This is a genomic window from Okeania sp. SIO3I5, assembly GCF_010672085.1.
GTDB lineage: Bacteria > Cyanobacteriota > Cyanobacteriia > Cyanobacteriales > Microcoleaceae > Trichodesmium.
Genome location: NZ_JAAHHT010000048.1, coordinates 19,993 through 33,598, shown reverse-complemented (window position 1 = coordinate 33,598; position 13,606 = coordinate 19,993). Strand labels below are relative to the sequence as shown.

At 34.9% G+C, this 13,606-nt stretch carries 9 protein-coding genes; 6 read left to right on the top strand and 3 right to left on the bottom strand.

The annotated features are described in order from the left end of the window. Positions 1–139: 139 nt before the first annotated feature. Positions 140–1,141: a galactose-1-phosphate uridylyltransferase gene (gene galT, locus F6K40_RS13825; protein ID WP_293136740.1), complete on the bottom strand. Its 1,002-nt coding sequence runs from the start codon at positions 1,139–1,141 to the stop codon at positions 140–142. Positions 1,142–1,662: 521 nt separating this feature from the next. Between galT and F6K40_RS13820 the strand changes: the two genes are divergently transcribed. From F6K40_RS13820 to F6K40_RS13810, 3 genes are all read left to right on the top strand, one after another. Further along, a complete protein-coding gene (locus F6K40_RS13820; protein ID WP_293136738.1) occupies positions 1,663–1,914 on the top strand; it encodes a CHAT domain-containing protein in 252 nt (83 codons plus the stop codon). Positions 1,915–2,123: 209 nt separating this feature from the next. Continuing rightward, on the top strand, positions 2,124–2,501 hold the full coding sequence (locus tag F6K40_RS13815) for a hypothetical protein (protein ID WP_293136736.1): 378 nt from the start codon (positions 2,124–2,126) through the stop codon (positions 2,499–2,501). Between the two features lie 53 nt (positions 2,502–2,554). After that, on the top strand, positions 2,555–3,346 hold the full coding sequence (locus F6K40_RS13810; protein WP_293136734.1) for a tryptophan-rich sensory protein: 792 nt from the start codon (positions 2,555–2,557) through the stop codon (positions 3,344–3,346). Between the two features lie 430 nt (positions 3,347–3,776). Here F6K40_RS13810 and F6K40_RS13805 read toward each other — a convergent pair whose 3' ends face one another. Together F6K40_RS13805 and F6K40_RS40840 are read right to left on the bottom strand one after the other, a co-directional pair. Further along, positions 3,777–5,528, bottom strand: coding sequence for an alpha/beta hydrolase (locus tag F6K40_RS13805; protein ID WP_293136732.1), 1,752 nt, complete (start codon positions 5,526–5,528; stop codon positions 3,777–3,779). A 405-nt stretch (positions 5,529–5,933) separates the two neighbouring features. Next, entirely contained in the window at positions 5,934–6,647 is a 714-nt protein-coding gene (locus F6K40_RS40840; RefSeq protein WP_365671376.1) for a rubrerythrin family protein, read from the bottom strand. Between the two features lie 176 nt (positions 6,648–6,823). Here F6K40_RS40840 and F6K40_RS13790 point away from each other — a divergent pair, with 176 nt between their 5' ends. The 3 genes from F6K40_RS13790 to F6K40_RS13780 all read left to right on the top strand — a co-directional run bounded on the left by F6K40_RS13790 (position 6,824) and on the right by F6K40_RS13780 (position 13,411). Continuing rightward, on the top strand, positions 6,824–7,288 hold the full coding sequence (locus tag F6K40_RS13790) for a Fur family transcriptional regulator (protein ID WP_293136730.1): 465 nt from the start codon (positions 6,824–6,826) through the stop codon (positions 7,286–7,288). A 982-nt stretch (positions 7,289–8,270) separates the two neighbouring features. After that, positions 8,271–8,657, top strand: a complete 387-nt coding sequence (gene gloA2 / locus F6K40_RS13785) for an SMU1112c/YaeR family gloxylase I-like metalloprotein (protein WP_293136728.1) — start codon at positions 8,271–8,273, stop codon at positions 8,655–8,657. A 1,181-nt stretch (positions 8,658–9,838) separates the two neighbouring features. Next, positions 9,839–13,411, top strand: coding sequence for a WD40 domain-containing protein (locus F6K40_RS13780; protein ID WP_293136726.1), 3,573 nt, complete (start codon positions 9,839–9,841; stop codon positions 13,409–13,411). Positions 13,412–13,606 lie beyond the last annotated feature (195 nt).

The window sequence follows — 13,606 nt, the reverse complement described above, 5'->3', positions numbered from 1 at the left end:
GAATAAGGAAGAAGAAGAAAGAAGGAAGAAGATTACAGTATTTTTTAGAATGGTGATACTAATTCACTTTAAAGATGTCACAAATTTCTATTCCCTATTCCCTATTCCCTGTTCCCTGTTCCCTGTTCCCTGTTCCCTACTATTTAGGAATTTCTACAGAACGTAAAAAAGCAGCATTTTCTTCTGGCACAGAAGTATTAATAAACATTCCACTTCCCATTTCAAATCCAGCAGCGAGGGAAACCCTAGGCACAACTGCTAAATACCAATGAAAATAATCTGTGCGTTTTTCATCTGTGGGAATAGAACGAATAATAAAGTTATAGTCTGGGTTATTTAAACCATAATAAAGTTTTGCCAAGACAGTTTTTAAATTATCTGCTAAATCCAGCATTTCTGAGTCAGTAATTTCATCAAAAGATGATGAATGACGCCTGGGAAAAATCCAAGTATGAAATGGAGAAAGTGCCGCATAAGGAATAAATGAAACAAAATCTTTACTGGCATAAATTATTCTCTCTTCAGCAGCTAGTTCATCTGCTAATGTTCGGCAAAATATACATTCTCCAGTATCGTCAAAATATCGCATTGCTTCTTGTATTCTAATTCGTAATTGATAGGGCACAATTGGTGTAGCTACTAATTGAGAATGGGGATGTTCTAATGATGTACCTGCACCTTTACCATGATTCTTAAAAATCAGGATAGTTTGAATCCTTTGGTCTTGTCTTATTTGTGAATATCGCAGACGATAAACTCTAAAAATATTGACTATATCTTTAATATCTAGAAACGGAATTGTGACATTATGAAGTGGGTGTTCGATAATCACTTCATGGAATCCAACTCCTGCCATAGAACGAAAACTTTTATCTACATTTCTAACTTTTTCACCTATGGGAGTTAGAGCTGGAAATTTATTAGGTACTGCCCTTACTCTCCAACTATTATTATCTTTGAGTCGAAATGATTCTGGTCCTGTAAGGTGTTCGTTGCCCAGACAAAATGGGCAAGTTGGTTGATATGATGGGATGACAATTTGGGATTTTTCAGATTTAGTAAAATCATCAGGTCTTTTGGCTCTTTCTGTGGCAATAATAACCCAATCCCTAGTGATTAAATTTTGTCTTAATTCAGTCATTTCAGTTATCAGTTATCAGTTATCAGTTATCAGTATCTCTTGGTGAAGCATCGGGATTGAAATACTGAAGTTTACTCTTTTCATTCCCTTCCAAGGGGAGGCTTGAGACTTAATTTTTTGGTCATTAATATTTTGAAAATTATTGGATTAATCTAACTATAATCGTGTTTTTATAATTAACACTTTCAGTTATCAATAGTAGATTTAAACGTAGGTTATTAAACCCAGTCATTTGCACACCGATATATTTAGTAATTAATAAACCTCTTGCAAAATTTTTAATTAAACCAATTCAAAATATAAAATCAACAATTTTATTCCCCCTATTCCCTATTCCCTGACATTTGCAAGAAGTCTAATATAAAATAATACTAAGTTTTTTGGGGAATATCTGGATCGAGTATATTATTTTTAACAATTCTCATCAATTTTTCTGATGTCATAAATATAATTATTCTATTTTGACAAAAACTTAATAATATGATAACTTAAGATTTAAAAAATGGGTAAATCCGATAAAGATGCTTAAAGATAATGGAATTAAATTTTCATCTGACTATTCTAGCTACTGTAGCTTTATTAACTCCAATTTATGGCGTGTCGATGATGGCGGTAGGCAAATTTTGATGAATAATTTTTATCAGTGGTTAGAAACAGGAAAAGTCACAAAAGCAGAAGCATTACGCCAAGCACAAATTTCTCTAATTCATGGTAAATATAATCCCCAACAGTTAGCAGCTTTAGCAATACAAAAAAGTCCTGAAAATGACTGATCATTAGAAATAGTTGCACAGTTACATCATCCTTATTATTGGGCATCATTTATTCTGATTGGAAATGGTTTTTAAAGAGGTAATTATTAATAATTAATAATTAATTGTTGAAACACATTCCTTAATTTAAGATTATGTTCATGCTAAGAACCAGATAGATGTGATATATAAAATTAAACAGCCTATAATAATATATTTAACAGCTAATAATGACGACTAACAATGAATTCCAAATATTGAAACAGGAACGTGATGCTAAACTTGCTAAAGTTATGATGAAAATAATTGACACAGAATGGAATCGAGTTAGTAGACAATTAGATGCTCTTGATACTGATTCTGGCGATGTTACTAAAGCAGCAATTTTAGTAGGGCAATATCAAATATTAGATAAATTAATGGCAGCATTATCTGAAGGTAGTCTGAGTTCAGATTATGAAATAGAAGCTATGTGGCGTTCAAAATTAATTCAGCGTGTTGTAGAGGGTTTTAATTTAGACCTCGATACTCGGACTCCACCTCGTCCATATAAAAGCATAGCACAACAACTCGCAGAAGCTTGTGGACTAGAAGTAATTCAAGATTAATTTTGTGTAAGCATTCAGCTTAATAGCATTTATTAACAATCGCAAAAATTATTATGGCAACTAATACAAGTAAATTTAACTCAGATATTATCCGACAATGGGCTAATTTAATTGCTATTTTAGCTGCTTTTTTTCTGAATATTTATGTGAATATTGCACCTCCAAGCGGTAAAACAATAGGAGAAATTTCTAACACCATATTTAAGAATGTTTTGATTACTCCTGCCAGTTATGCTTTTGCTATTTGGGGATTAATTTATTTAGGCTTAATTAGCTTTGGAATTTATCAACTTTTACCAGCACAACGAGAGAATCAAATTTTACGCAGATGTCAATATTTTTTAGTAGGTGCGAGTCTGGCACAAATTGTTTGGATATTTTTATTTCAATATCAACTATTTACTCTTTCAGTATTGGCAATGTTAGGAATTTTAGGATGTTTGATTTCCCTATATCTAAATTTAGGAATTAGTTATGAAAGAGTCTCAAAAAAAGATAAATGGTTAGTTCATTATCCCATCAGTATATATTTTGCTTGGATTAGTGTGGCAACAATTGTAAATGTAGCCTGCGCTCTAGATAATTTAGGCTGGAATAGTTCAGAACAAGTTGGTATTGTTTGGACAATAATTATGTTAATAATTGGCACTGTTATTGCAGCAATTATTAATATTCAAAAACAAGATATTGCTTATACTTTGGTATTTATTTGGGCATTAACAGCAATTGCAATTCGTCATTTAGATATTCTAGTTCTTGCTATTAGTGCTGGAATATTAGCTTTAGGATTAGCAGTTTTAGTTGGTCTCAAATTTTTTTCAAAAGGTTTGAATTTGCAGAAATAAAAGAGATTATAGCTGAAGTTAGAAGTCATATCAAATCCGTTAGTATCAGTATAAAATCTTTACAACCAAAACCTTGTAGGGACGTTCCATGGAACGTCCCTACAACTGTCTAGCCAAATGAAAACTGCTGTAATAAGATTGAAATTATTTTCAGTCTAAAAAGCTAAGGCCGAAAAATCAAGTGAGAATTCTTTCTCCTAACTCCTCAATCCTGACTACTGACTCCTGACTCCTACCCCAAACCCTAATTATATCATGTCTGGATAAGAGCCTGATAAAAAAACTTTCTATTCATTTATAGCTTAAAATTCCTTCCTCTTCCCTCTTCCCTCTTCCCTCATAGCTCATTACTCATAGCTCATTACTCATTACTCATTACTCATTACTCATTACTCATTACTCATTACTCATTACTCATTCGAACATGATATTACTTCTCTGTAACTTGTTCATAAAAATTATCAAGTGCTCTTTGTATATCAGCTTCTGTAAGAGACTTCAGTAAAGTAAAAGTAAATGGTTCTTGATTGAGATATTGTAGATAAGATTCACTTAAATATTGTAATGACTGGGATTGATTTTGAAGATAAACCTGAAAGAAAGCTACACTTAATGTTTGAAGATATGGATAAGCCAAATCAGGATCAGGACCAATTAATTTTTTTGGTAGTTCAAAAGAAGCATTCTCTTCTTCTTCAATAAATGAAAAATGAGTTGCTGGTTTACTTATAACTAAATATTTTTCTGGGGTATTTAAACTGATAAATGGATAAATTTGCTCTGGAATTGGCGGAGCAAAAATATCTTCACTACTAGCTAGAATCATCACAGGTATTTTAATTTCACTCAGACCTTTACTTTCAGCTCCAAATATACCACTACTAACAGGATTAATTGCAATAGCTGCTGTGATACGTTCATCTGTTAAATTGGAGGTTATTTCTGCTGGTAAATTAGTCGTTTGACATTGTAATAATAGGGATAAATTTAAAATCAATTTAGTGTCTTCAAATTGGCAATCTTTACGGAGTTGTTCAAAATTGAGAGGAGCACCTGCAACACTTAAAGCAGTATAACCACCAAAAGATTGACCTATTATACCTACATTTTGAAAATTCAGCTTACCTCGCCATATAGGGTCAGAGCCTATTTTTTCCTCTATTTCATCTAGTAAATACTTAATATCTAGTGGACGATTAATAAATTCTATTCCATCTACAGGTCTACTAAAACCTGCAAATATTCTTTCCAATTTTTCTGCATTTGAACCAATATGTTCCGGTACTATTACCGCAAAACCATGAGATGCTAAATGTTCGGCAAGATAAACAAAACTACTTAAGTCTGAACCTAAACCATGAGAAATAACTACCACAGGAACTAACTTATTTCCCGAAATTTTAGGGAGATAAATATCTGCTGGAGAAGAGCGATCGCGATTCGGATTTCTAAAACTAAAAGATTGTTTTTCCCATAAAATATTCCCGGCATTTCTGAAATCTGGAAAACCATTAAAATTCTGTTTTTTTTCAGCCAATACTAAATCTTGTGCTTGTTTTTGCAGTTCTGTCAAAATTATCTTTTCTTCCACAAATTTTTTGCTTAACTCATTAACTAAATTGACACCTTCTTCCAGTTCAATGAAAATATCCCCAGGAAATTTTTTCAGTAAATTAATAATAGTTAAACCATCGGGATCTGCAACCGCTAACTCAAAAGATTTTTTTAGTGCTTCACTACCATTTTCGTTTTCTCCACTTTGAATAATCTCACCTAAACGTTTTAGTAACTCTTTTCCTGCTGGTTCTTCCATAAATGCTTCTACAATACTAGGCTCTATATTAAAAGGCGTTTGCAAAAGTTCCTGTAGCCCTTTTCTTTGCTTTTGGAAAAGTTCCTGTAATTCCTTTATTTCATCTTTTAATAGTTCCGAATAAAGAGAAAACTCATCTGTATATTGACCTTCTTTGGCAAAGTTTTCGAGAGATTGAACTGGTATTTTAATTTGAAAAGATGGCAGATCAACTTCTACTGGATCATTGATATTAATATCAGGAACAGCAATTATAATTTTTTCGGCAGAAATAGCAGAGAGAGGAGTCAAAATAGGTGATAATATGCTTAATCCCAGAGAAAATATTAACCGTGAAATAGATTTTGCTTTTAATAGTTGCATTATCATAAACAACTCCTAAACTATACAAATAAAGTTAAAATATTTATATCTTGCTGGCCACAGAATGTCAATATAGCACTAGGTATTAAGGTTACGACATTTCTAAATCCTAAAAGCCTTTAAAAGTCTGCTATTCCCTGTTCCCTATTCCCTGTTCCCTGTTCCCTAGCGCGTAGCGGTATAAATAAAAAGGAGCGAGCAGCTTACCTAAATAAGAAAAATATAAGTGTTTTTCAGCCTTTGTGAAAAACACTATATATTTGACTCGGAAATACTTTTTTTAAATTCTATTGATAAATCTGCCTTGCCATAAATACAGGACTTACGCAAATCCTTAGACAATGCACTATTCCTAGAGGGCGAATGCCATTCGCCACTACAGATGGTGGCTCTGCGTAAGTCCTGAAATACTTAAGCTGCAACTGCCTCTTCATAAGGAACAAAAGATTTCTTCTGTGCTCCACAAATAGGACAAGACCAATTTTCAGGAATGTCTTCAAATGGAGTCCCAGGAGCAATACCAGAGTCCGGATCGCCAACAACTGGATCGTAAATCATCGAACATACACGACAGATCCATTTACAGTTTGCTGGGTTACTGCCAGCAACCTTTTGTTTAGGTGCAACACCATTGAGACCTTCTAAAGCTTCCGTATATTGATTAGCATGGTGGTTTTCGATATGAGTCAATAAACCAAACTTGTGCGCTGCTTGACGGAACATGGTGGCGTGTTCGCGGGACTCTTCTTCTTGCTCTTCAAATTCTGCCACTGCTCCACTATCACGATCTGCTCGTGCTTGCTCGGCAAATTCGGGATACATGGTTGTATACTCATAAGTTTCACCTTCAATTGCTAATTCTAGACAACGAGAGGCGATCGCTTTTTTTTGCTCTTCAGTTAGGATAGATGGGTCGTCTACGACTAATTCAGGATGAAGTAGACGGAAGTGAGAAAAGGCGTGTTGGGTTTCTTGATTGGCTGTTTCCCGGAACAGTTTAGCTAAATCTTCCATGCCTAATTTTTTGGCAACTTCGGCAAAGAAGAGATACTTACGGTTAGCCATTGATTCCCCTGCAAAAGCATCAGATAAATTTTTACTGGTGTTAGAGTTGGACAAGTCCATGGTGTTCTCCTCTACTTATAAGTTAGCTAGTTTTCTCTCTTATTTCTAAGAATAATTCTTATTTAATAAAATGTCAAGGAAAATATTTATTCCAATTTAATAACCAATCTTTACTTATATGTGTTATAATTTGTAGCTGGTTTGAAATATTATAAGTAAATAATAGATAATAGATAATGAAAAATAATCACAATACAACAAGTATCAAGAGACAAATGCAATCTAAAGGGCTAAGAATTACTCCTCAGCGATTTGCAGTTTATGCCAATCTTCTGTCTCGTTCAGATCATCCTACTGTTGAGGAAATTCTAAGTGAGGTAAACCGAGAGTTACCAATTTCTTCTAAAGCAACTATTTATACTGCCTTAACTGTATTACGGGAAGTGGGTTTAGTTAAGGAAGTATTACTGGAGGAGGGAGTAACTCGTTATGATGCCAACGTTCAACCCCATCATCATTTTTGCTGTCAAAACTGTGGGACTATCATTGATATAGAGTGGGAAACTTTTACTAACTTGCGACTAGATAATTTACCTCCTGGACTTCATGCTGAAAGTTATGAGGTTATTGTTAAAGGGCAATGCGATCGTCAAGATTGTCAACCGCTTCGTGAAAGTCAAAACTCAATAGTTGAAAGTTAAAAGTTTCCGCAGGAAATGGGGACTTCAGCAATTAGCATTTGATGCATAAATTTCAACTTCTGTGAAACGGTATTATACTAATTCCCCAAAATAATTCCAGATATTGCTCAAGACTTCAGTTATTAAGTAATAATAATCCTTCAATAATGTTTTTAACGATTCGTTTGTATTAAACAAAGATATATTATGCTTTTGAACGCTACTCTCCTGAACCTAATACCTATTTATGTTTCATTTAATGTACCTACCTACTCTCAATAAGATGTAGCAATAATGCGCGAGATTTGGTATTACTTATCCTATTTATGGATATAGATGAGATAGACAAGTTTTGGGTTTTAGGGAAGGTCAGATATGGGAAAAAACTGTATCTTATTAACTATGAGAACGGCTATAGCAATTCTAAATAGGTTGTAACAATTCAAAAACTAGAAATAAACTTTAAAACTCTTGTCTATTGCCCATTCCCTATTCCCTATTCCCGAAAAGCGGTAATATTTTTATACACAAAGATATTAGAGGATTGGTATATATTCAATTTTGAAAAAGTAATACTATACTTATAACTTGGGAAAAATAACTTTTTTAAATGAGAGGCTTTAAACCTTATTTTTTCGGTAAATATCAAAAAGATAATAGAAAATATGGAGTATAGTTGAGACCAGAATATACAACTATTTACCAATATAAAATAGTTCGGAAATCTTGACTAAAATATAGCTATTTCTCAAAGATTTAGGAATTTTTCTATTAGGAATTAATTTGAACTAGCACTCAGCTAAGTAGGTAGGCAAAATTAAGCTTATAGCAGTTTTCAAGATTCATAGAATATAAAAACTTTGGCTGAAAGGCAGAAGTTTTGTAGTCAACATGAGTGAAAAGTGCTATAAGATAATTACAATAAGTAAATTTCAAAATTATTCTAACTCCTGACTCCTGACTCCTGACTCCTGACTCCTCCAAAAATCTAATAATTACTATTGTGAAAATAAAAAAAATTCATCACGTTGCGATTATCTGCTCTGATTATGAAAAATCAAAGCATTTTTATGTAAATATTTTAGGATTTAAAATTATTCAAGAAACTTGGAGAAAGGCACGCAATTCTTATAAGTTAGATTTGTGCATGGGTAATGGCAATCAGATAGAGTTATTTTCATTTCCTGACCCCCCAAAAAGATTAACTCGGCCAGAAGCTTGTGGTCTGAGACATTTAGCATTAGAAGTAGATAATATTGATGAATCTGTTGATTACTTGAAATCTCACGGTATAGAAGTAGAAAATATTAGAATTGACGAAATAACTGGTAAGCGTTTTACTTTCTTTCCAGATCCAGATCAATTACCTTTAGAAATTTATGAAAATTAATGTCTTGGGTAGTAATTTGATGATTATGATTTACGGAAAAATTAAGGTTTAAAGCCTCTACTTTCAAGGAGAAAAAGCGGTCGAAAGATGGATGGGTTACCGGCGCCATATCCAATCTCCCCTTGAGAACAAAAAAATTCCTTTTAACCAATCTTTCTATTATATTAAGTGATTTATATCATGCCTGAAAAAAGAATGTTATGAATATAATGGGTATTCAAAAGACTTTATAGGAGATATCCCTTTGACGAATTCGATGAGTTATGAAAAGGACTTACACAAAACTGCTATATTAGGGGCGTCTTCCTGCTCATGCTACGCAAACATGTTGCTCCGTGTTAACGCGCCTTGTGCATTAGCTAAAGGCCGTTTAGCTGCGCATAACTTCGTTAACGCTCTGCGACATCAAACGCCCCTACAGATGGCTTATAATTTGATATTTAGGACTTGCGCAGGCGAACCCAGAAACCGGGTGCAGATCGTCAATGTTTATTGTTAAAAACAAGGATTTATCCTAAAAACCCAGTTTCGCGTGCGTAAGTCCTTATGAACTAAGAATGGCATCGAAGCTATTGATTCTGACTCCTGACTGTGCGTCGCCCATCCGATGACTCCCCTACCTGACTCCTAAAAAAACCTCAGCTATTTGTACCAAACATTGATCAAATTTGTATTGGGCGTTGCACATTACAATTGGGATTGGTTAGTATGTAGGGACAGCGCCCTAGGACCGGCCTCTTAATTATGATATCCATTGGTATCGTTTGTCTAAAAACTCAAGAAATATCGGTAGTTTGGTAGATGTACTGATTTAGGGAACACTTAACTAGAAACACTTAACTGGTATGGAGGGAATAGAAAGTACCATTATTTCCTAGTTTCCAAGAAATACTATTCTTTTGACTACTTAACTTTTTTGAGGATTTCACTACTTGTACACCACTACTGAAATATCTACCCTAAGTTTAAGGTTTTTCCTTCTTTGTGATACCAAGCGTGAAAAAAAGAATGTTACAAAACTCCAGTTATAAGGAACACTTAACAGATAACAGAGATTTGTAGCAAACATTGATCGCGTCTAGTATTAGAACTGCTGAGTTTTGTACGTCCTGTAACTTATCTTCTTACTCTCTGCTTACATATTTATCAGCATTAAACCCGAAATTATATATATATAAACTATGACTAAACGTATATATCAAGTAGGAGGTAGCCTCCATAACGACGCCCCCACCTACGTTACTCGAGAAGCTGACACCCAACTCTATCAAGCTTTAAATAGAGGCGAATTTTGTTACGTTCTCAATAGTCGCCAAATGGGAAAATCGTCCCTATTAGTCAGAACCTATTATCAACTTAAAGAAGAAGGATTTGAATGTGCTAGTATTGACATGACTAGCATTGGTAGTCAAAACATTACCCCCGAACAATGGTATAAAAGCATCATTGCTGACCTCTGGCGCAGTTTCCAATTGATAGAAAAATTCACATTAAAAACTTGGTGGTTGTCACAAAAAGAAATTTCTGATGTGCAAAAATTAAGTCGATTTATTGAAGAACTAATATTAGTACAATTTCCCACACAAAAGATTTGTATATTCATAGATGAAATAGATAGTATTCTCAGTTTAAATTTTCCAGTAGATGACTTTTTTGCCCTGATTAGATATTTTTACAATCAACGGTCAATTAACCCAGAGTATCATCGGATTAATTTTGCCATTTTTGGAGTGGCCACACCTTCCGATTTAATCCAAGACAGGAAAAGAACACCATTTAACATCGGTACAGCCATAGAATTACATGGTTTTACCCCAGAAGAAATACAGCCATTAGCGGCAGCATTACCACTAAGAGAAAACCATGCTCAAGCAATGCTGAAAGAAATATTATCCTGGACAGGAGGGCAACCATTTTTAACTAATAAACTCTGTCAATTAGTTATGGATTTTATTACCCTCCAAGGAAATAATTCTTGTGAATTGCCATTAACTTCTAAAACGAATACATCTAGAAATAATATATTATGCGATGTGCAAAATAAATTTATTGATTTGCCATTAGATTATGAAAAACTATTAGTAGATAATATAGTTGTTAATAAGATATTATCTGATTGGCAGAGTCAAGACGATCCAGAGCATTTAAGAACTATACAAAGTCGGTTATTATGCAAGAAAAAAAAAGTAGAAATATTGCTGGAAATATATCAAAATATACTCCTGAATCAAATTGTAAAAATTGATGATAGTCCTGAACAAAAGCAATTATTTTTGTCAGGATTAGTCGTGAAAGAATCAGGATTGCTCAAGGTTAAAAACCGGATATATGAACGAGTATTTAATTTAGAATGGATAGAGAAAAAATTAATATCATTGCGACCTTATGCTCAAGCTTTTGATGCTTGGATAGCTTCCCAAAAAACAGACGAATCGAGTCTATTGCTTGGTCTAGCGTTAAAGAATGCTGAAGCTTGGGCAAGGGGAAAAAGTTTAAGTGATTTAGATTATCAATATTTAGATGCTTCCGTTGAAAAAGAGAGACAAGAAAAGCGAACTATAATAGAAGCAGAACGCATAAAAGAAGTAGAAGCAAGACTAAAACAAAAACAAACAACCGCTAGATTTAAAAAGTTATTTTTAGCTGCAGTTAGTATCGCATTCCTCGCTGTTTCTGGTTGGGGAATGACGACTTTTTCAAAGTACCGTATTGTTATGTCCAGTCAACGCCAAGAAAACCTAGCTAAAATTCAAAGCATAGTCCGCTATTCAGAAGCTCTTTTTGCCTTAGATCGACAGCTAGATTCTATAATTCAAGTGCTCAAAGCAAGGCGAGAATTCCAAAAGCTTAGAATTAACGAACCTCAGACAGAAAAAATGATAGAGTTAGCCCTACGACGCTCAATTTATGGGGCGATGGAGTCCAATAATTTTGTCGCTAGTAATACCGGAATTATAGATATCGACTTTAGTGAAGATAGTCAGCAGATTGTCATCGGTAGTGAGAGTGAGATGGTAGTGCGCAGGATAGATGGCACTTTACTAGCAAGATGGCCAGCACATCAAGGCCAGACTTTAACAGTGGCAATTAGTCCTGATGGTAAAACCTTAGCTTCTGGCAGTGGAGACACTACTGTTAAACTCTGGAAACCTAATGGTGATCTGTTGCATACTTTCAGGAGTCATCAAGCTCCAGTGTATGACGTAAAGTTTAGTCCAGATGGAGAAATTATCGCTTCGGCAAGTATGGATCGCACTATCAAACTCTGGCGCAAAAATGGAACTCTATGGAAAACTCTTAGAGGACATCAAGCAGTTGTCAGAAAAGTGGCTTTTAGTCCAGATGGTAAAACTCTCGCCTCCGTATGCGAAGACGGTAAGATGAAATTGTGGTACATAGAGGAAAAAGAACCTATTCCTATTACTCTAACTAAGGGCAAAGAAGCGCTTTTGAGCCTAGATTTTAGTCCTGATGGTAAACTGTTGGCGGTAGGTGACAGTTATGGTAAAGTTCAACTGTGGGAACTGCCAGAAGGTGAACTCCTCAAAACTTTTACGGCACAAACAGCAAGGGTTTTGTCTGTGGTATTTAATCCCGATGGGAAAATTTTAGCTTCGGCATCTGAGGATGGCACGATCGCTTTTTGGAATCAAGAAGGTGTATTATTAACTACTATTAAAGCTGATCAGGGTTCGGTGAGAGGACTTGCCTTCAGTTCTAATGGCAAAGTCTTAGCTTCGGGAGGATCTGATTCCCGGGTGAAACTATGGCGCTTAGAAAATCCTTTGTTAACTCGCTTGTTCGGACATACAGCAGGGGTTCACGGAGTTGCTTTTAGTGCTGATAATCAATTAATTGGCAGTGTCAGTTCTAATGAAACTATTCTGTGGGAGTCTGACGGTTCAATAAAAAAGAAAATTCCTGGAAAAAACTCTGCCTTTGCAGATATTGCTTTTAGTCCGAAAAAAAATATCTTTGCCATCAGCGCTGGAGTTGTAGTAGAACTTTGGCAAACTGATGGTAAGTTACTTGAGACTTTGAAAGAACATGAAGCTGAGATTCGCAACTTGGCATTTAGTCCTGATGGTAAACTATTAGCTTCAGCGAGTATCGATCGCACAGTCAAACTCTGGTCATTGGAAGGTGATGAAGTGACTACTTTCAAAGATCATCAAGCTGGAGTTTGGGGGGTTGCTTTTAATGGAGATGGTTCCTTAATTGCTTCTAGTAGTGGGGATGGTACTGTTCGACTATGGGAACAAGATGGTGATTTATTTAAAATACTTTCGACTGGTGGGGGTATTGTCTATAGTGTTGCGGCGAGTAATAATGATTTTTGGGTGGGAATAGGGAATGGTGGTAAAAGCATAAAATTATGGAATGAAAAAGGTGAGTTGATTTCTACTATTGAAACAAATAATCAGCAAATTTTTCAGGTTGCGGTTAGTCCTGATGGTAAGATCATTGCCGTTGGAGATGATAAAGGAACAGTGCAGTTATGGCAAAGAAATGGTGAGTTCTTGGTAAATCTTTTTGGTCATAGTTCGGGTATTCGAGGACTTGCATTCAGCAATGATGGCAAAACTCTAGCAACGGCCGCAGAAGATCGGAAAGTAATTTTATGGGATTTAGAAAAGGCGATCGATTTTGAACAAATACTTGTTTATGGCTGTGAGTGGGTGGGTAATTATCTGCGCACTAATGCTGAAGTGGAGGAGAGCGACAGAAGTTTATGTGATGATATTGGGTTTTAGGCGTTGGTGAATTAGTGTATGATATTACAGCAATGCATGAGGATTGATCTCTATCTTTGCAGTTCAGGCTAGAACCCTGTAACAACCTGGAAGGTTGTGTTACCAAAATTAGTGTAACACAGGCTTCTAGCCTGTAACAACCTGGAAGGTTGTGTTACCAAAATTACTGTAACACAGGCTTCTAGCCTGTATCTC